The sequence below is a fragment of the Syntrophales bacterium genome, assembly GCA_023229765.1.
Taxonomy (GTDB): Bacteria; Desulfobacterota; Syntrophia; order Syntrophales; family UBA5619; genus DYTH01.
This window is the reverse complement of sequence record JALNYO010000006.1, coordinates 1-21228: the sequence shown is the minus strand read 5'-3', so window position 1 is coordinate 21228 and position 21228 is coordinate 1. Positions and strand designations below refer to the sequence as shown.

11 protein-coding genes are annotated in these 21228 nt (G+C 54.8%); 10 read left to right on the top strand and 1 reads right to left on the bottom strand.

Annotated features, from left to right (window positions below; translation table 11 throughout):
- Window positions 1-314: 314 nt before the first annotated feature.
- The 10 genes from M0P74_04860 (at window position 315) to M0P74_04815 (ending at window position 20634) form a co-directional block, all read left to right on the top strand.
- Window positions 315-7196 carry a hypothetical protein gene (locus tag M0P74_04860; protein ID MCK9362911.1) on the top strand — a complete coding sequence of 2294 codons (6882 nt, stop codon included), beginning with the start codon at window positions 315-317 and terminating at the stop codon, window positions 7194-7196.
- A 46-nt stretch (window positions 7197-7242) separates the two neighbouring features.
- Window positions 7243-7557: a nucleotidyltransferase domain-containing protein gene (locus M0P74_04855; protein ID MCK9362910.1), complete on the top strand. Its 315-nt coding sequence runs from the start codon at window positions 7243-7245 to the stop codon at window positions 7555-7557.
- Window positions 7554-8009, top strand: coding sequence for a hypothetical protein (locus tag M0P74_04850; protein MCK9362909.1), 456 nt, complete (start codon window positions 7554-7556; stop codon window positions 8007-8009). Before M0P74_04855 ends, M0P74_04850 begins: the two co-directional genes overlap by 4 nt.
- Before the next feature lie 335 nt (window positions 8010-8344).
- Entirely contained in the window at window positions 8345-8752 is a 408-nt protein-coding gene (locus M0P74_04845) for a hypothetical protein (GenBank protein ID MCK9362908.1), read from the top strand.
- Between the two features lie 118 nt (window positions 8753-8870).
- Window positions 8871-9683 (top strand): hypothetical protein, encoded by an 813-nt coding sequence (locus M0P74_04840; protein MCK9362907.1) that lies wholly within the window; start codon window positions 8871-8873, stop codon window positions 9681-9683.
- 40 nt (window positions 9684-9723) lie between these two features.
- Window positions 9724-12798: a cohesin domain-containing protein gene (locus M0P74_04835; GenBank protein MCK9362906.1), complete on the top strand. Its 3075-nt coding sequence runs from the start codon at window positions 9724-9726 to the stop codon at window positions 12796-12798.
- Between the two features lie 85 nt (window positions 12799-12883).
- Window positions 12884-14449: a hypothetical protein gene (locus M0P74_04830; protein ID MCK9362905.1), complete on the top strand. Its 1566-nt coding sequence runs from the start codon at window positions 12884-12886 to the stop codon at window positions 14447-14449.
- Window positions 14450-14580: 131 nt separating this feature from the next.
- Window positions 14581-19206 (top strand): Ig-like domain-containing protein, encoded by a 4626-nt coding sequence (locus M0P74_04825; protein ID MCK9362904.1) that lies wholly within the window; start codon window positions 14581-14583, stop codon window positions 19204-19206.
- A gap of 205 nt (window positions 19207-19411) precedes the next feature.
- The gene (locus tag M0P74_04820) at window positions 19412-19993 is read left to right on the top strand and encodes a hypothetical protein (GenBank protein ID MCK9362903.1); all 582 of its coding nucleotides are present in this window, start codon (window positions 19412-19414) and stop codon (window positions 19991-19993) included.
- The gene (locus M0P74_04815; GenBank protein MCK9362902.1) at window positions 19981-20634 is read left to right on the top strand and encodes a nucleotidyl transferase AbiEii/AbiGii toxin family protein; all 654 of its coding nucleotides are present in this window, start codon (window positions 19981-19983) and stop codon (window positions 20632-20634) included. The genes M0P74_04820 and M0P74_04815 overlap by 13 nt, the downstream gene beginning before the upstream one ends.
- A 68-nt stretch (window positions 20635-20702) precedes the next feature.
- Here the strand turns inward: M0P74_04815 and M0P74_04810 are convergent.
- The coding region (locus tag M0P74_04810; GenBank protein MCK9362901.1) for a S8 family serine peptidase at window positions 20703-21228 on the bottom strand (526 nt) is incomplete at its 5' end.

The window sequence follows — 21228 nt, the reverse complement described above, 5'->3', positions numbered from 1 at the left end:
ATTGTTAGAGAATAAACCCTGCCGGCTACATATAATAAGCTGCATGATGTCTTCGTTTTAAGATGTGAATAAAATGATGCGAAAACTGTGAAGTGCATCACAGAATCGCAAAAAAAAGGCTTGCTTTCCGCTTGGCATGTGCTTTAGAATCCGCTCCAAATAAGAAAACGGCGCGTTGCCTGAACTTTTTATGCGCTTTTTAGTCCCTTGCAGCAAAACACTTTTGCAAACATTTATTGGCATTTCCGAGATGTTCTTATTTTAGTTAACAATAATGAAGTGATAAACAGGTAGAGGTATTGAAGGAGGCAGATATGTACCGGAAAAAATTTATGAAAGCGGCTGCGCTCGCGGCAGTGGTTATTTCTTCGCTGTTGCTCGGGGGGGTATTGAACACCGCGGCGGCCTTCTCGGTGGATGTGAAGGGGCTCTACTACAAGGATTACATGGATCCGTCTACTACCAGAAGGGTGATCAGCTACAATTTTACCGGAGGGTCGATAAGCGGCAACACCATTTACATTCCGTCGGCGCCTGGTGGCGCCGAAGGCGCGGGCGTGTTGCAAACCCCCCCCGTCGAAGGGACTCTGACCTACGCCTTCGAACCCTACCCTGATTCCTCGAACGACATCTCTGTGGCCCTGAACATACCGTACAAAAGAGCCACGCTGACCTCGGCGGCGAATGGCGGGTTGATCATCAACACCACGCCCTTTTCCAACGCCCCTCCTGTTCCCCAGTGGGAATATGCCGCTGTATTGACGAACTTTAACGGCATGACCGACCCCGCAAAGGTTTACGCCGCCTCTATCGGCTTTGGCAGCATGACCGGCGGGCCGCATCCGGAATTCAGCGCCGCCTGGGTTCCTACTGCGGAGGGGGGGAGAAGTCTTAACCTGAGGGCCGAGCTCTACGACGATTTGCAAGATGCGACTATTTGGGGGCCGGTGAACGCCACCGTCAACGGGTTTGATCCTGGCATCGGGGTAATTGTTCTGCGAATTCGCTGCCTGGACCCGTTGGCGGGCGGCAACAGCATGATTTTCGATTACAGCCTTGATAAGGGCATAAGCTGGACCGTTGTCGGCACGGACACTTTCGGCTTCGCCGCTTCTCAACCGCCGATAGGTTTCCCGTATGTGGGCTTTCCCGGTCTGTTCCCCTACGTAGCGCTGAGAGCTGAAGCTGAAAACGGCGGCGGGGAAATGCCCCCTTTCCAGGCTTTTTCGAATCACGAGCAGGGGAGCAACAGCTACGCCGCCCTGGTTTTTGCAAGCGATCCGGGGGGAAGTCTATATTCAGGCGTTACCGCGGAAAGCGTCAATATCGCCTCCGGCAGCCTGGGCTATCTTGCCCGGACGAATCTGGTTTACGGCAACGACCAGTGGTGGCTGCAGCCGAATGTTTCCCTGGGCTCGACCTTGCCGACGGTTTCTCTCACCTACCACATTATCGCGACCAAAAAGGACAACACGACGGTTGTCGCGGATAAGACGATTGCCGCCTACATGGAGCAGTTTGTGACGGTAACCTCGCCCGCCGCCAACGCCTCGCTGAGCGCCCCTCCAACCTTTGCCTGGACCTGGCCTGCTAATGCGCCGGCCATAAGCTGGTATGGCATTGACGTACGAGACACAACACTGCAGGACGTCCAGGTGATGAGCCAGTACAACCTGTCCGCCTTCACGACGAGCGTGCCCTACACGGGATCGCCGCTTATCGACGGCCACAGCTACAGATACACGATAACCGCCGCCGATTTTAACGGCAACACCTCGCAGACCCAGGGCTACTTCACCTACAATGGAACGGCTGCCGGAACAATCGCCTTTAATGGTTGGGCGCTGAGCGCGCCCGACTGGCCAAATACAACCAACATGGCGCCGGTTTTCGGAACAAATGTCGGAGCTTATACGCCGGGCAGCCTGACACCGATCAATACGGCCACCACCGATGGCAGCGGCGCCTTCAGTCTGACGTGCATTCCTGCCTCATCCAACTTCTTCGTGCGGGTAGGGCCGCCGACGGGGTATCCGGTCGTCCTGAGCAAAATCATGAACTGGAATGAGAACATCCAGGCGCTTTTGACCTTTGCGCTCCTCACGAATGCCCAGTACAGCGCCCTCAACAACTCCGGAAACGCGATGATTCTCGGCCGGGTTGCCCTGAAGAGCAACCCGACGACGTTTCTGTCGGGGGCGACCGTTACGGCGGCGCAATTTGTAGATGGATCGCCGACGGGCACGACCTACCCGGTCACGTACACCGGCGGCGGATCATCCACGGCCTCTGACGGCATCTATATGGTGCAGAACGTCCCGGCCGGGACCGTGGTGCAACTGACGGCAACTCTTGCCGGCTATACCTTCGACTTAAATACTTCCATTATTCCGACCGCGGCCGACCACGTTTCGGAAGATTCGTTCTTCGCAACGCCGACGACCGGCGGCGGGACGGTCTCCTTCAACGGCTTTGTGAAGGACACGAGTGACAATCCGATCGACGGGGTTATAGTGGGAAGTGGAACCGTTACAACAACAACGGCCACTGACGGGGGCTTCACGTTGAACGGGCTTCCCGACAATGTTCCCTTTACCCTCAAGCTGGAAAAGACTGGGACGAACTACGTTCCCACGTACAGCAGCGTCATGCAGGCGGCGGCGGGAACCGTGATTTCCGCCTCGCGTCCCTTCAACCTCTTTACGCTTGCGGAGTTGAACTTCTGGAGCGGCAGCACCGGCCGCGGCGTTATTCGGGGACGGGTGGTCAACAGCGCCAATCCGCAGGCGGGATACATCAGCGGGGCAGTTGTGAGCGCGAGCGGCCCGCACTCCTATCGCGTCAAGTATGAGAATGTCGATGGCAGCATTGGGGACTCCCTGACCTCAACAACGGCGAAGGGGAGGTTCTACATCCTCGACGTTCAGGAGGGGGACACGGTAACCGTGTCGGCAGCGCAATCCAACTACACCTTCCCCGCGTCCACGACCTTCGTCACCCATGACGGCGCCATGAGTATAGGGATCGTTTCTGGCACGGCCGTCGCCGTCAGAGTCGGCATCGGCGGCCGCATCATGGATACCACGCCTGCCGGGATCAAGAACGCGACGATCGAGCAGATCAACGCGACGGGCCCCATCAACGCGTCGGTGTCAAATCCGGACGGTTCCTTCTATCTGAGCGTGCCGGCCGGGACGAACTTCCAACTGAAATTAAGCAAGCCGCAGAACACGTCCCTTGCCCCGAGCTATACCGGGCAGATGCAGTTTGGGTCAGGCTATACCGACCTCGGGGGATACACCCTCTTTCCGGTAACGAAATTGGGGACGGGAACCGGGAACTGGAACGTTGCCGCCGGAAAAGGGATCATCGTCGCCCGTGTGGTGGATCAGATGCTCAACAACCTGTCCGGGGCGATTGTCACGGCGGCGAGTGCGAATCATCCAGACGCTCCGTACGCAATCTGCTATGACGACGCCTGTTCGGGACTGACAGCCACCCCCTCCGATGGCCGGTATATCGTCCGTGATGTGGATGAAGGCGATACCGTTACGGTAACGGCGACGAAGGCCGGTTACACCTTCAACAGCAGGATTTTCCCCACCCATGCCGGCGGCGTCCACCAGGGGCGCATTACCGGCACTGCGGGGACCAGCGTATCGCTTTCGGTGACCGGCCAGAGCTTTGTTAGTGCCGGGATAGGGAACGTCAGTGTTGTTGCCCCGGTCGGGCTTGCCTGGCAGGCAATCAGCAACGCCTCCTGGATTCACATCACCTCCGGTTCTTCCGGAACCGGGGATGGGACCGTTTCCTATACGGTGGACGCCAATGCCGGCGCCGCCCGGACCGGAACGATCACCATCGGCGGCCAGACTTTCACCGTTATGCAGACGGGGGTTGGGTCTGGATTCCCCATCGCCACAACGACGGGGTCGGAAATGGGTTTAAGCGGCGCCTTCGATGGGACGAATTATCTGGTCGGGATTCAGGGCGACGCAGTCTCACATAACAACATCACCGCGCAACTTGTATCGCCATCAGGGGCGCTGGTCGGCAATCGCATCTCTATCGGTCGTACCGGCGGTTTGCCGCTGGTTGCCTTCGACGGTGCGAATTACCTGATGATCTGGTTTGACGATGCAGTCAATACCGGCAAGCTTTACGGTGCTTTCATCAATAAATCCGGCGTTGTGAATACGCCGTTTGCTATAGACGAGGGTCCGCTCAGCGTCAAGCGCGATATCGGCGGCATTGCGTTCGGCGGTGGGACATACCTTGCCGTGTATTACAAAACGGATGCGACGGCCGGCAAAGATATCGTCTATGGACGGCTGGTCTCCCCCGCTGGCGTTATCGGCAACGAATTCCGGATCAGCACTGGTTTCGGCAGCCAGGCAATGAAAAATGTGGCCTTTGACGGGACGAATTTCTTCGTGGTGTGGAATGACCATTCTACGAACAATGCGGTAAAGGGCAGGTTTGTCAGCCCTTCCGGGATATTGGGAACGGAAATCACCGTGAAGGCAAGCGGCTATCCCAACGACAACCCGCTTACCGTGGCCTTTGCCGGGGGCAATTACCTTGTTGCCTGGACCGACCAAGTGTCAACAGCCCCGAATAACTGGGATGTCTTTGGCCAGATCGTAACGCCGGCCGGCGTCCTTTCCGGCGGCAGAATCAGTATCAGCACGGCCCCCGGCCAACAGTTCGGGCCAGGCATCGCCTTCGATGGGACAAACTACCTTGTCTCCTGGACGGATTTGCGCAACGACGCCAACGGGGATTGGGTGTGTGACGTCTCCGAGGGGACATGTTCGGATGTTCGCGGCCAGCTTGTCAGTGCCTCCGGCGCACCGGTTGGATCGGAATTCATCATCAACAGTGATCCCGGCAATCAGATGGGCGGGATCGGCGGACTGCCGGTGAACGGCAAGCTCTTCGGTCTCATAAATACAGGTTTTTCATTGGAAATGACGGGCGCAGGTTCGGGAGGCGTTACCGGGGGCGACGTTTATGGGATGTTCCTGCCCGCCGGCGAGCGGATCCCGATGATGAATTTTGCCGATTCGGGAATGAATTTGTATCTCTACGACCCGGTCTTGCAGGCTGCCGACACAGTGGTTCTCAACAATCAGGCCGGGCTGGCCAATATGAACAGCGCGCAGACCATGCTGGTTTACACAAAATTCCTGAACGAAGTTCTGAACAATGGCAGCGCTTACAGCCCCTGCATTTACAACACTGTCGCCAAAACCACCGCCTGTTTGACAACGCCGACGGTGGAAGAAGATTCCGCGGCCTTCGACGGCAGCGGCAAGATACTCTTTATCGATAAGAGCGATGGGATCCTCAAAAAGATGAATCCGGACGGGACGAATATTGTGACAGTGGCAATGCCCGCATCGCCCTACCGCTTTACCTATTTTTCACTGTCGCCCGATCGTCAAAAGTTGATGATCGTTGAAGAAAGTCGTTCAGCCGACTATTACGCAACCAACCAGTCCCGTCTAATTCTGATGAATGCCGACGGTACGAGTCGGGCGGTTGTCCAGGAGGCGGTCCTGGGCGAGTGGAATATGCTCCTCTGGAAGGCCGACTCCAGCCGGGTTTTCTATTACTACAGCACATTTAGTGGCAGCGAGCCGAATGTGGTGCAAACGTCCCATTATGCGGTGTTTGCCGTTCCCGGTGGGACAAGGACGGATTTGAGCAGTTCGGCGTTGGGGAGCGCAGAGGGGAATGTCTGCGGCTTTACGAAGTCCGGCAATCTGTTGAGCTGGATGAACCATAATCTTTACAATGGGCAAACAGGAGCGCTCATCGCTACAAGAACGGATGCTCCCACGCTGATGGAGGCCCGGGTCGGCTTTGGCCAGGACGGCGAAATCTACTTTGCCAACCTTGATGGAACGAATTTCCGGAAGTTTGTCGAATCGTCTATCCAGACCTGGACAGTGACGCCTTCTGCCGGGGCGGGCGGAACGATCAGCCCGAACACACCTCAGCCCGTGAATAACAATGCGACGGCGCAGTTTACGGTAACGCCGGATTCCGGTTATACGGCAGCGGTTACAGGCACCTGCGGCGGAAGCTTGAACGGGACGACCTATACAACGAGCCCGGTGACGGCAAATTGTACGGTATCGGCAACGTTTACAGCCAATCCGGTAAGCGGCGTCTGCGGAACGGCAAACGGTCAGGCATTTACATCAGCGCCGACCCCCACCGACAATCTCTGCAGCGTCGGGACTCCGACCACGGTTGCCGGCAGCGGCCCGTGGACTTGGAGCTGTGCGGGGTCAGATGGGGGAGCAACGGTTAGTTGTACGGCAAATATCATTTACCAGCCTTGGAAAGATGATTTTACCGGTACCGCCCTGGATTCATCATGGCAGGTCGTAAGCGGAACGGGAACCTATTCGCTGCTAACTGATACTCCTGGCTATCTGCGTTACAACCTCGCAGGGCGGGCCTATAGCGGGCGTTCGGTGGGGGCTATCTCCTCATGGAGTCCCAGTCTGGCCCTGATCAGGCCTTTTAACGGTGACAACTGGGTTTTAAAAGCGAAAGCGGATTACAACATTGTCTGGCAGGGAACGGGTGCCCAGTATCAGGTCTTCACGGTTGCCTTCGGGGCGGGAAACAACGCTTATCTGAGCATTACGAGGGGCACGGATCAGTGGTACAACGCCAACATCCTGACGGCCCAGCTCGTCGTAAACGGGCAGGTTGTGGCCGCGAACAATGCGATGATTGCCGCCGATGACGTGGTCGCGAGTAATTGGCTCAGGCACGCGTACTTCTACGAGATTCACAGAAACGGGCGCTGTTTTACCCTTCGCTACAGCACGGACGGGACGAATTACAAAACGGTGTTATCTTATCAGCTTCCGCCGGCGCTCGAAGCCGTGCAGCGGGTGATAATAGATGCCAATGTTTATTTAACGGCTGGTTCCTATGTGGATTGGGATTACATTGATTTTGCACCGACCCCCGTTCCCAATTACGGCGATATAAATAACGATGGCCAAGTCGATCTGGCCGACGCGGTGCTGGCTCTGCAGGTTATGACAGGCATATCTTCGAGCGGCTTGCGAACGGATTACGCAACCTGCGGCGTTGATGTGGATTGCAATGCGAGCATTGGCACAGCCGAGGTTCTCCACAACCTGCAGCGTGCGGCCGACCTGCGGTAGTAACTGAAATTGTGAAATTGGGGACAGCCACTAATGAAATTAATTAGTGGCTGCCCCCAACAAGTCGGTAATCATCATGCGATTGCAGGAGTTTGAAATTCGGACAATTGAAGAAACGGTTCATGCCCTCGACCCCGAGGCGGCGGTTTATCTTTTCGGATCACGCGCCGACGATAGCCGAAAGGGTGGCGATATAGATTTGCTGATTATTTCCCCAAAGTTGACATATTCTGATAAGTTAAAGATAAAACGGCAGTTTTTTGAAAAGATGGAGGAGCAGAAGATTGATGTAGTCATTGCCAAAGATGCCGCCGACCCCTTCGTCCGTATGGCCTTGGAGCAGGGAAGAAGGCTGCAATGAATGATTTAATGGAAATCCTTCGCCAGGAACTCGTCGTGCTGGAAGACGCACGGGACATTTTCCGGCGCTCTTTTGAAAAATGTTCAGGAATCGGGGTAAAATCCGACTTCACTTATGAGGAGCTGGAAAGCTTCGAAGCCCTGACCAGCCGCTTCGCAAGGCTAAGCGATATGATCATTCAAAAGATTTTGAGGCTTTTTGACGGACTTGACCTGGAAGAGTCCGGCGCCGTGCGGGACAGGATTAACCGTGCGGAAAAGAAGGGGATTATCGCATCTGCGGACGATTTTATTCAAATCCGCATTTTGAGAAATGAAATTGCCCATGAGTACAAGCCCGAGGCCCTCAGCGACATATTTTCGCAGGTGATGAAACTGGCGCCAGCGCTTTTAGAAAGCGTGGGCGGCATATCCGCGTACTCTATGAGGTATTTTCGTAAAATTTATAGATAGTTACAGATAAAATAAATTAGCGCCCATCCCCGATGGAGAAGATCCTGTCAGGTGAGGTAATTGCAAAACGTTTTGTCATACCCGAGTGCCCTTATCGGGTATCCATAATTTCCGGTAGTTACAATCTGGATTCCCGCCCAGAAGCGTCGCGGGAATGACAGAATTGCGAGTTTTGCAATTAGCTCAGGCGAATAATAAGGCAATAATGGGGTGCTGTCCCCAATTAAAAAATAGATTGACTATTCTGTTTCTGGTGGATTATACTCCATCACCGTTTTTTATAGAAGGCGGTTTCAGCGGGCGGCGAACCAAAAAACACAAACAGGCACGGCAAGATGCGGATATTAAAAAACATATTGCACCTGACTATTGCCCTGGCGCTTCTGGCGACGGGTTTCCCGGCGTTGCGGGGCGATGTCAACCTCGACGAGCGGGTTGATCTTGCCGATGCGGTTCTCAGTGTCCAGGGGGTGGCCCGCAGTGCCAGCGATCCGGCCCTCTTTGAAAAAAGTGTTGAAAATGCAATCATTTCTTTGGCCACTGCCGCCGGTTTTCAGAAGGCGATCAAGGCCGACGGGGCGCGCGCGAGCGGGAAGGTTTCCCATGAGACGCCGCCGGCGCTGCTCCTTGCAGGTTTTACCCCCGGGATAATTTCAGAATCCGGCATGCGCCCCTCAGGCATGCTATTTCTCTATAAATCAATATACATAACGCCATCAACCCCCCCTCCCCTTTCTGCTTAAGTCTGAATCGGCAGGCCGGCGCGTCTTTTTGGCGCGGCGGCTTTAACCGGTTTTATGGGAAGCGCGAAATGCCGCCGCAAAGGCGGGCTTTTTAAACGTCACCTGAAGAAACGCTAAAATGATGGAATCGAAAAAATACATAATAAAGACTGTTTCCCTGATCGCCTTGTTCGCCGCGGCTTTCTTTGCGGCAGCCGGGGGCGCCGATGCGGCAATCCGTCCCGGCGCCAAATATGAAGGGGGCAATCTTACCCTGGACGCCCGAAAAGCGACGGTCGGCGAGCTGCTCGAAACAATCGCCCGCACCGCCGGCGTGGATGTCTTCATCGCCAAGGGGTTCCAGACAAAGGCGGAGGCGTTGACGCTGCAGTTTGAAGGCGAACCCCTCGAAGACGCGATCAAGCGGATCCTCGCCGGCTACAGCTATGCGGCGATCTACGAGAAGGAAGGCAATGAATTCCGCATCGCTGCGCTGAAGATCTACCCCGAAGGGGGCGTCTCTGGCGCGGTTGTGCCGCTTTTCACCGGCGGGCGAACCCCAATCTACGAGGAGAAAACCCGCCGCGGCGAAACGGTAACGGTGCTGGTAAGCGCGGGCGGCGAGATGATCACACAGGGAGGCATTGGAAAGAGGGGCGCGCTTGTCCCTTCCCAGTCTATTCCCAACCCCGCAATAAACCCGGCGGAGACGCTCCAGAAACCGTGGGTTGCCCTTCAGCTTCAGCTTGAAAGCGAGGAAATGGCAAAGTTCAGTGACCTGCTGCTTTTGCAGAAGCGCCTGGATGGGGCTCAGGACCCGGAGCTTAAAAAGTCGTTGGCGTTGATTTATGCGGATGAAACGAGCAAGTTTTACGCCGCGAAAAGGGCAAACTTTAATAAGGTCGAATCACTTAAACGAATTACCCAATTCAGGGAAATAACGGGACAATAGTGGACAGCCCCGCGCTGTTCCCTCTTTCAAGGAGGACCCAATGATAAAGATAAGAAAAATATCCAGATTGCTGACGCTGCTGATGGTCGCCTTTTTTCTGCTTGGCGGTCAGGCTGTGGCTTTAGACAAAAGCCTGACGGTGGGAAAGGTAAGCGGCGGGATTAACGACACTGTTGCCGTTCCCATTACAATCAACGACGCCGCTGGTGTGGGAGGCGTCACTTTTACAATGACCTACGACCCGGCAGTTTTTACGTTCATGGGGTTGGAACAGGGGGGAAAGATCATCACCAAGGGCGATGAATTTCTTCCTCCGCCTGTGGATCCGGCGGTATATACCACTGACCAGATTAATCTGATTAAAACGGACCTGTTTTACCAGGCAAATGACGATGGAGCTCTGGCCGATCCCGCGGCGCCTACCGGGCGAGTGCTGGTCGCTGCGGCTTCCGCCGACGGCCTGGCCGGGACCAACCTGGTTATTTTCAACGCCAAGTTCACGATCAAGGGGGGCAACGGCGAGTATGCTATTGGGCTGCTCAGGACGATCATCCAGAATGCGGCGGCCGGATATAGCGATCCTACATTTTTGCCTGCGCTGGTGGGAACGTCAGCAAAGAATTCAGATACAGGGATGTACGATACGACCACTTTCCCTGTTTATCCGGCGACCCTGGTTGCCGGCAGCATCACAGTCAATGCGGATAAATTTAACATAACCGGCACGGCCACCTATGGTACAACCAATCCGGCAGTCGGCGCCACGGCGGTTTTGAAGCGCAGTACGCCCAGTGGTTATGTCAATGATAGTCAGATGACGGTTGACAGTCTGGGCAAATATGCCTTTAACGGTAAACTGCCAGGGACTTATCAGGTTTTTATAACCTCCAATGATCCCGGCTTCTACAATAACCAGAGCGCAGAATTTAGTGTGAATGCCAATTACCCCGTTCCTAACATCGCCCTGTCGGCGCCGCAGCGGTTGACCGGCTCCATTACGCTCAACGGCGGTTACGTTGCCGGCCTTCAGGTCAAGGTTATGGATGAAACTGGAACGAAGGTTGTCGGCGTTTATCCGGTCAACGCGGATGGGAAATTCCAGACTCCGCCCTTGCCGCCTGGCTCATACAAACTCTACGCGGTTTACGGAAATTTAACGTCTGGCGAGATAACGGGTACGCCTCTTTCCCTTGCCTGGACGCCTACCCTCTACTCAATCGGTGGAACGATAAGCGGCTTGACGGGCGATGCGGCGGTTATGGCCAGCTCCGTGAAGGGTAAGCTCCAGAAAACGATTAAGGTAACGCTTCCTTCCGGTAGCCCTTACAGTGTGGGGGATCTCGTACCTGCCGATGATTACATCGTTTCGGTGACGGCCTCGGGGGTGCCCGTGACCTACTACAACGGGAAGACCGATGTCGGGCAAGCAACCCCGGTGGTTCTTGACTCTACCTTGGGCAGTAAGGCTGATGCGAATTTCGACTTCACCAGCATTACCCAGGGGACGATCAGTGGAACCGTTCAGGAAAATTCGGTTAACGCCGATATCGGCGTCTATGCCTTTGAAACAACTAACACTGCACTCACCCAGGTGAACGCGGTAAACGGCCTTTACAGTTTCACGCTTACACCGGGCAGTTATGAGATATTTGTCATCAAGGACAACGGCAAGATCTTCTACTACAACGGGGTTGACGCCACGCAGAACGAAGCGGAAGCCACAATCATTAATCTTGCGGGAGGCGTCGTCGAGAGTGGCAATATCAATATCATCGAGTGCGACAATGTTTTGACCGGAAAGGTAGCTTACAAGAGTGCAGGCGGAGATCCCGCAGCCAATGTGATGGTCACAGCGACCAGCACTGCCGGCAAGGGAATTGCCCTTACCGGACAGGACGGAATCTACAGCATAGGCGGCCTCTGCCCCGGCAATTACCTTGTCGAGATGAATCCGCTCGACAGCAAGTATGCCGTCCAAAGTGTGAGTGTGACCGTACCGACGACGACGGCGGTTGAAACCTTCATCATCAATAAAGGTTATGTTCTCTCTGGGACAATCACTGATTCGGCCAATAGCAGCAGCAAAGTCGCAAATGCCATGCTCTATCTGCTGGATCAGCAGACGGGCGCTCTCGTGAACGGCAAGATGTATTTCTCTGACAGTGCTGGCCTTTACACGATTGCCGATATCCCCGACGGAATTTACACGCTGAATGTAGCTCACGCCCTTTATCGAAGTTACAGCGAGGCCAATCTGTCCATAACTGCGGACAATCTGGCCAAGGGCATTCAACTGGTTAAGGGCGCCTATTTCAATGTCACCGTAACGGACGGCAGCAACGGCGATGTGGCTCTGCCCGGCGCCCTCGTCATTGTTACCAGGTCCGGGTCGTTGCCGGTTTATGCCCTGACGGATACAAACGGCAATAGTAAAATATACGGGCTTGACGCATCGAAGAGCGATTACATCATTCTGGTTCAGAAGTCTGGCTATGTTCGCCAGGTTGTGAAGAATGGGGTAAGCCTAACCTGGTCGCCGACTGATTCGGGTACGGCGGTTCCGGTCAGTCTCCTCAAACCGGCAGCGCTCTTCGATCTGACCGGCAAGATCACCACCGACAGCACTGGCACTCCGCCGGTGATCGGGGCCTATGTCATGGTTTCGACGGTGTCCAAAGATTTCTTCGCCACCGCGATTACGGACAATAACGGGAATTACAGCTTTGCAAAACTTCCCCAGGCAAGCGATTACCGCTTGGTCGTGGTTCCGGGTGGCGGCCTCCGGACGCAGGTGCAAACCGATCTGAACTACACTGGCAGCTTGACTCAGATCAATAATGTAACCATTTCCAGCGGCACCACTATCTCGGGAACGATTACAAGAACCGGCACTGCCCCGATTTATGTTTTCCTGTACACCTCCGGAAATAAGTTTGTCGGCTATACAAAGGCCGATAATACCACGGGGGCTTACAGCTTTACCGGTATTGTGTCTGGCAACTACAAGGTGCTGGCTGTTTCTTCAGGCTTCAGTCCCAAGTGGTATGATGGTGCAACCGCGATCGAAAGTGCTGCGACAGTCAGTGCCGGCGGTACAGCCGATATAACTTTATAACGCCTTAACCGGGAAGCCGGATGCCGGCGCCTTTTGCGGCGTTTGCATCCGGCAACCGAATCTGCTTTCGAGAGAAGGAGGCTACATGAACACTGCAAATATATGGAAAGAAAAGGTAAGAAGGTGCTCCGCATTTCTCATTTTTCTCTCCCTTTGGGTTATGGCCCCCGCTGCCTGGGCGGCCCATGAAGTCGATAAAGGCGATATCACGGCCGATGTCGAGATCAGCAAGCTCACAAAATGGACTGATAATCTTGTGGTCAGATGGAAGGCACCCAGCATGGGTACGGACATCCTGAATGGCTACTTTTACAAGTGGAATGAATCTTCATCTTTGCTGAATGAGAACGATGGGCTGTTCGCCGATTTTTCTGTAACAATGGACGATTCTGTGGGGCCTGATATTGACCCTCCCAATGCGGCTAAGGACAAGGCGGATCTGGCAAACCTCGATTCCGGAAATGTCCTGTATCTTCATATAATTACTTCTTACCTGGATGTTACGAATGCTACGGGTGCGAGGGTCAGCGCCGATACGGTTTATGGGCCGTTTCTGATCGACAACAAGGCGCCTGTGGGGACCGTCCGTATCGTGGACGGGGCCAGTAACGATATAATCACGACCAGCGATACGAAGCTCAATATTGAATTTTCGGCGGCAAAAGATCCCGTTACGATGTATCTGAGTGATACAGGCAATAAGCCCGCCACGGGGACGGCTTACAGTAGCGCTCTTGTTTGGGATTTGTCCGATACCACTCCCGGCCTCAAAACCATCTCCGCCTGGTTCGAAGACTCCGTCGGGAACCTCTCCCAGATCGCGACCGACAGCGTTACTCTCTTATCCACAATCACCATCAGTCCCAATACGGCAACCCTCGATCTGGCCGCCAGCGCGACCCAGACGTTCATTGTTGAAGGGACAGACGCAGTTTACACCTGGTCGATCATAGATGAAACTTTGGAGACAGGCGGAGCGGCCACAGCCGGAACCATTGCGCAGTTCTCCGGTAGCAACACCGGGAATTCGGTAACGGTTCAAGGCCTGGCCAAAGGGACCTTCAAACTCCAGGCCGACCCTGACACGAACGTTGCGGGGGACGAGCTGAAAAGCGGCACGATCTCGGTTGTGCAGAGCACAACTTCCAAAACCTACAATCTGATTACTACAAGTACAACAAGCGTTAACGCGATTGTGCTTTCGCGGGCCGGGACGGGCTACACCAAGGCATCGAATCTCTATGCGGCGGTTCCGAACTGTAATGATCTTTCCCGATGGAATGCGACGGATCAGGTTTATGAATCATACGTTCCTTTCGCAAATGATTTTGATCTGATTGTTGGAGAACCTTATTTTGTTAATGTTTCAAGTCCCGGGGCATTTACCGTCACCGGTTCTGTCCCTGTTCCCTCTTTTACGCTGGGGGTGACGGCAACCACCAGCGTTAACGCGATTTCGCTTCCCCAGAGCAAGTCCGGTTTGACAAAAGGTTCTCAACTGATCGCCGATATTCCGAATGCCAATGACCTGTCGCGCTGGAATGCAGCCGATCAGGTCTATGAGTCATACGTTCCTTTTGCCAACGACTTTGATATTGGGGTGGATGAAGCGTATTTTGTGAATGTATCTAGCCTGACTACGTGGCCATGATATGACCAATTAACGTTTTCGGTGTTGCCCGCAGTTGAAAAAATTATACGGAAAGACCCGGAGCGAGCCGAAATGGTTGACTAGATTACTTATTTATTCTGATTATAACAATGTATGGAGGAGGTAGGAAAATGGTGAATACAGCAGCCCGGAAAAGAACAATGTTCTTTCTGTTGGGTATCATTTACTTATGTGTTTTTTCGACAGTCGCCTTTGCCGGAGGCGTCACGCGCTCGGTTTACGGGACCGTGAAGAATTCTGATACTACAACGACCCCTGCAAACGGCGAGATTGCTTTTTCGGCATACATCCAGGCAAGAACCAACGAAGTCCAGACGGAAACGAGCCCGGGTTGCGGTTACAACGCCGGTACCCTGTTTCTGAATGTGGGGAATTTCCCGACTCCCTGGACAGGAACGGATACACTCATCATCAATGTAACTAATAAAATAAACGGGGAAAAGAAGACGGTTACCCAGCCCCTGACCGGGTCGGGCGCCATTAACCTGGGTGTACTCACCCTGATCCCCAGGCAGTTGACCAGCATTGCCATTACGGCGCCGGCCGCTACGTTGGCTGTCGGTGAAGGACTTCAGTTTACGGCGACTGGAACTTACGATGATGACAGCACCGGAGATATCACAGCAACAGCCATCTGGGCTGTCGATTCAGCAACTCCTGACGGAGCAGGTGCATTTGACTCATCCGTCAAAGGGAAACTGAATGCACTTAAAGCCGGTTCGGCGAATGTCAAGGCAACCTCAGGAACCGTTTCCTCTTCCACCTCCGCGGTAACCATCACCGCCTTTGGCGGAACAGTGATGGTTGCGGCAAATCCGACGTCGATTACTGCCGATGGGGTAACCACCTCTACGATTACCGCAACGGTAAAGACCAGCGGCGGGGTGGCGAATGTCGTCAATGGTGTTCCGGTTACCTTTGCGGTTACCACTGGCACGGGAACAGTCACTGCTTCCGCAGTTACTGCCGGCGGCGTTACGACAGCTACATACACCTCCTCCACGAAAGCGGGCGCCGAGGTCGTCACTGCCACGGTGGGAGCCACGAGCCAAACGGCTACGGTTACCCTAACGGCGGGCGCCGCCAGCAAGATCGGTCTGACGGCTACTCCGGCCATTATCTCCAGCACGATCCAATACATTTCCGAATTAGTCGCCACAATTTATGACGCTTTTGACAACATTGTGACCGCGTTTGTAAACGCCGTCACGTTCAGCGTGGACAGCAACACTTATGGCGATATCAAAACCGGTGATGTTTACGGTACGTCTTCCGTCAACGCCACAGGCGGCGTTGCGCCAAGCCAACTCGAATCCAAGGTTGACGCCACTGGCGGCAAGATTATCGTTACTGCCGCCGCCACTGGTCTTACCAGCGGGACGGTAGAAGTCACAACGCGCCCCTTCGGTATTAGCCCGGCGTCTCTGCCGGATGATATCCGTGCCGGGGCGGAGACGACCTTTGCCGCTACGGGGGGAACGGGGCCGTTCAGTTGGACGTTCAGCGGCGGCTCGCCGGGGACTTATATTGGTCCGACCGTCGTGTGGACGGCACCGGCAGAACCCGGGAGTGTAACTGTCAATTTGACGGACAGCAGTACTCCCAATGCCTTTACCGCCTCGGAGACGGTGACTGTTTATGTCCTGCCTGATCCGGTGCTGAATACGGTGACAACTCCCACGAGAAACACCAAGCCCGTGATGAGCTGGGGCAAGGTGACGAATGCGACGGCTTACTATGTGCAGATTACTCTCGCTACCGATCCCAATTTTTCCTCTCTTGATGTAGTGGCTGGGACGGTCGATCCGTCCGATACCCCGAGTTTTACTCCAGTCAATGCCTTGGCCGACGGCAACTACATTTGGCAGGTGCGGGCAGTCGATGCAAAACACACAACTCAGATGGTGAAAGGCAATACCTTTACCGTCGATACTACCGCACCGGCGGCCGTGACGGTTTTTGGCATAACGCCGCAGACAAGCGGCAATTTGAAGCTCGATTGGACCAATCCGACCGACGCTGATTTTACCGGCGTGATCGTGGTAGGAGCAACGGGCGCCGCTCCGGCACTGGCGCCAGTGGACGGCACAACCTATACGTTGGGCAAGTCCGGTCAGGATGATATCCTCTACGTTGGGAATCTGCAAACCTATACGGAAACCCTGGCCCACGGGATAAATCGTTACTACAAGGTGTTCGCATATGATGCGGTGAAGAACTACTCGCTTGCAGCGGAGGCGAATGCAACGAGCAGCGATACGACGCCGACTGCGGCGCCGACCGCGCCTTTGCCCTCCGCCGGCAACACCGAGGTGACTTTGTCCTGGACGAACCCGACTGATTCCGACTTTGCGGGAATCGTGATCCTGATGAAGGCGGGTTCCGCTCCGACGACGGGCGTACCGGTGTCGGGGGATACATACTTAAAGGATGCGACATTAGGCGATGCGACGGTGGCATACGCGGGATACGCCAATAAAGCCGCTACCACCACCATCACCGGGCTTATCAACAGCACCAGGTACTACTTCGCCATTTATGCGGTGGATGAGCGGCCCAATTACTCGGCAACTGCCGCCTCGGCGAATGCCATTCCCGGTCCTCCGGTGATCTCGGCAGTGCCGGCTCTGCCTGCGAATGTGCATGTTGGCGGAACGGTGGCCTTTACAGCAACAAGCGGTGTGGGCAGTTATGCCTGGACCGCGACGGGCGGATCGCTTTCGGCGGCCACGGGCGCCACTACAACCTGGACGGCGCCGGCGACTGTGACCACAGTTCCCACGCCCTTTACGGTGCGGGTGACGAATCCGACCACAGGTCTTTATGCGGAAGGCGTCGTTAATGTGTACAGCAGCGTGGCGATTACCGACAAGCCGACGACTGCGCCGACAGTCCTTTCCGGGATGGACAGCGCAGCCTTCACTGTTGCCGGAGGCGACGAGTCCTACACCTGGACGGTGACGGGGCCGGTTGCGGTTGCGGGCGGCTCGGGGAGCAGCTTTACCTTCAAGGCTCCTACGACCGGCGCCTTTGCCGGCGAGTACACCATCAAAGCGGCGGATGGGAAGGGAGGCGAGGACAGCTTCCAGGTGCGGGTGCCCTTTACCCTCACCCCATCCAGTAAGGCGTTTAGGCAGGACAGTCCGTTGACCTTTACCGTGGGCGGCGTTACCGGGAATGTTACCTGGGACATGATGTCCAAATCCGAGAAGGATGGGACATTTACAAAAATAACCGCAACCGGGGATTATGGAACCTGGGCAAACGCGAACGGTTTGACCAACGTTTTCACGCCGGCCGCCAGCATAACTACCGCCAAAGTTTTCTATCTGAAGATTCTGGTGGATGGGTATGCGTATGCGACCGCCGCAAACGGTCTCAACGAGCAAACCTTCGGGCCTTTCCAGATCAACCCCGTGGCTCTGTACACGGTGAATGTCTTGAACGGCGCGGTGGTGGCGGTCCGCGGTCAGCTTGATGCCTCGGGGCAGCCGTTGAAGATGACGGCAGCCGGTGGGAAGGCCACCTTTACCCTGCCCGCCGGTGGAAAATATATGTATGACGTATCATTGGCCAATTACGTTTCCCAGTCTGTTTCATCAGCGGAAAAGACGGTAAACATGACGCTCGCGGCCTCAACGGCGGCGATTGCCGGTACTGTGACGAACAGCGCTGGCGGTGCGGCGCTTGTCGGAGCGAAGGTAACTGCCTACCTGCCGGCAACGCCTGCGGTGCAGTACAGTGTAATGACGGATGCCGCTGGCGCCTATGCGATCAACCTGCCGACGGGCGCTGCGGCGACTGGCTGGACGGTTGCGGCGGCCTTAAACAACTTTGTCGCGGATACGAAGACCGGGATTCCCAGCCCAGCAGCGGGTGAGAATTTCGTCCTTACCGCGATGACGCCTACGTCGCCGGATGTCAATGTCGGCGGAGGCGAGGAGACCGGAGGCGCCGCTGGCCAGACGGTTGATGTTGAGGTTCCGGCGGGGGGCGTAACCACGAACGGTTATATCATAATCACTCCGGTTCCCAAGGACGATACAACGGCCAACGCTACCTCGGCGTCGCTCACAATTTACGATATCAAGGTGACCAGTGACCAGGCAGGTACGACACCGCTGGTAAAAGAGGACATCAAGCGGATAGTTATCACCCTGCCGATTGATCTTACGGTTCTGAAACCGGGCGATCTGGAAAAAGGCGTTTTCGCGATCTACACGGCGACGTCGCGTGCTGATCTGGAAGCCGGCAAGGGAGCGGCGGTTCCGGTGAGTCAAATCATTGTCAGCGATTATATAGGGGACGGCAAGCTTGGCTCGGTTACCTTCTGGGTTAGCCACCTGAGCTTCTTCGGGATCGGCGGCGGAGGAGGCGGAGAAACATCCACCTCCGGCTGCTTCATCGCGACGGCGGCGTACGGCTCCTATCTGGAGGGTCATGTTATGATCCTGAGGAACTTCCGGGATTCGTACCTGCTCACCAACAGCTTAGGACAGGCATTCGTCGCGTTCTACTATCGCAACTCACCGCCGATTGCGGATTTCATCGCGAAGCATGATAGCCTGCGCGCAATGGTGCGACTGGGGCTTGCCCCCATCGTCGGCGCGGCCTATCTGACGGTCAACACAACCCCCGTCCAGAAGGCGCTGATCCTGTTTGTTCTGATCGGTCTGTTGTTCGGAGGCGCGGCGATGATTGTGCGGACCAGGAAATTCCGCCCGACCATCGGTTGATGCGTTAACTAACTCTTAACCAAAACCCGCTTCCCCTAAAAGGAAGCGGGTTTTTTTCATTCCGAAAAAAGTGGGACATAATACTATTTTTCTGGCTCAAAAAAGCAGCCTGTCCCCTTTTTCCTCGTTACCAAGATATATTAAATTGACATAAGTGTATATTTATTGTATTTGACTGTAAACATTGCGGAAGAAGGCGTTTCGAATGAGATACCAGCAAATAGCTGATAGTAAATACACATTCTTTGCTTCAGCGGATGTGGCTGAAAGATTGGCCATCAAGCCGCAATCGGCTGTTGTTCTCTGCAATCGGTACGTAAAATCCGGCCTTATGATCAGGATGAAACGCGATCTATACGTATTGACGGAAAAATGGCGCTACCTCAAACCTGTGGATTTTTTTCTTGCTGCCAACCGTCTGCAAGTGCCTTCTTATTTGTCGCTTACTACCGCCCTCTCTTTTTACCGGATAACCACCCAGGTGCAGCAGGCCTATTTTGAGTTGATAGCCCTCAAGCAAAATCAGTACGACATTCAGGGGACAATCTTTCGGTATTTCAAAATAAAAAAAGATCTTTATTTTGGGTTTGTCCGGCAGGACGGCATCTTTATAGCCACGCCCGAAAAGGCCCTCTGGGACGCGGTGTACCTCCAGTCCCTGGGGAGATACGCCCTTGATGTGGCAGCCCTCGATCTGAACAAAATAAAAAAAGCAATCCTTGACGACATGGCGTCGAGTTTCCCCGAACAGGCGGTCGGATTAATGGAGAAATTATGGAAAGCATGAATGAGCATGAGCTATTTGAGATCGGCGTGTTGCAGTGGCTTAAAAACCGCCGGTTTCTGGCCCCGCTTGTCTTCGGTGGCGGAACCATGCTTCGGTTGTGCCATGAACTTCCCCGTTATTCGGTTGATCTTGATTTCTGGTTTTACAGAAATATGGATTATCCACTGTATTTCGACAACCTGACCAAGTCGTTGCAGAAAGATTACATTCTTACGGATGCGGCTGAGAAACGTTTTACGCTTGTCTTGGAAATCCAGCGGGAGGCGGGCCGGCAGCGGCTCAAGATCGAAATACGCAAAGAGATTGCGCTTCCGCAAAGCACAGAAGAAAAAATCGCTTTTTCTACCGCGGGCAGCGTCCAGGTGCTCCTCCGCGGTTTTACGTTGCAGCAGATGGCCCAAAACAAGATAAACGCATTTCTTGATCGTGGAGAAATCCGCGATGTCTTCGACCTTGAATTTATCATGCGCAGGGGCGTCAATCCCGAGCTTGAACCGAATACAATCAGGGGGCTGCAAAGCCGTCTGCAAAGCCTCAAGAAACATGATTTTGATGTTAAACTGGGCAGTCTGCTAATGCCGGAGTTGAGAAATTACTACCGTGTTCAAGGGTTTTCCTATTTAAAAGGGAAGTTGGGGTAAAACCGGGCCCAAAAAGGGGACAGGCTACTTTTTTGATTTGAAAAAGCAGCCTGTCCCCTTTTGCATTTTTATCTGATGCCGGAGATTTTTTGGAGGATGTAGATAACCTCTTCGGGGCCTGTTATCGCGTCGTTGTTTACGTCGAGGCGGCAGCTTGGGGCGGATAGGGGGCAGACCAGGTGAGTATCCATGCTGGCCATAAGCCGCAGGGCGATGATCGCGTCTGCCAAATCGATCATGCAGTTGCCGGACAGGTCGCCCGACGGGAACATGCCTGTCAGGGCGGCGAAGGCGTTGATCCGGCCGCCGGAGGCAATTTTATCGGCCAGGGCCGGTATCTTGTCAACGTTGTTGATGATTGAAGCCCGGACGTCCGCGTAGCCGGCAGAAGGGCACTGGCCGTAGATCAGCCCGGCGAGCCCGGCGACATGCGGCGCTGCCATAGAGGTGCCGCTGTTATAGCCGTATGGATTAGTTGATGGTTTATTGATAAGTGTGACCCTCTGAACCCCCGTGCCCGTGCTGAGCATAGCCAGCAGCGCCTCGCCGTCGGCTTTTGTGATCGAAACCGCCGGTACCCAGACGCCGGGCGAA

Coding starts and splice junctions, on each gene's coding strand:
- M0P74_04860 (MCK9362911.1), top strand. CDS start 315: ATGTACCGGAAAAAATTTATGAAAGCGGCTGCGCTCGCGGCAGTGGTT.
- M0P74_04850 (MCK9362909.1), top strand. CDS start 7,554: ATGAATGATTTAATGGAAATCCTTCGCCAGGAACTCGTCGTGCTGGAA.
- M0P74_04845 (MCK9362908.1), top strand. CDS start 8,345: ATGCGGATATTAAAAAACATATTGCACCTGACTATTGCCCTGGCGCTT.
- M0P74_04840 (MCK9362907.1), top strand. CDS start 8,871: ATGATGGAATCGAAAAAATACATAATAAAGACTGTTTCCCTGATCGCC.
- M0P74_04835 (MCK9362906.1), top strand. CDS start 9,724: ATGATAAAGATAAGAAAAATATCCAGATTGCTGACGCTGCTGATGGTC.
- M0P74_04830 (MCK9362905.1), top strand. CDS start 12,884: ATGAACACTGCAAATATATGGAAAGAAAAGGTAAGAAGGTGCTCCGCA.
- M0P74_04825 (MCK9362904.1), top strand. CDS start 14,581: ATGGTGAATACAGCAGCCCGGAAAAGAACAATGTTCTTTCTGTTGGGT.
- M0P74_04820 (MCK9362903.1), top strand. CDS start 19,412: ATGAGATACCAGCAAATAGCTGATAGTAAATACACATTCTTTGCTTCA.
- M0P74_04815 (MCK9362902.1), top strand. CDS start 19,981: ATGGAAAGCATGAATGAGCATGAGCTATTTGAGATCGGCGTGTTGCAG.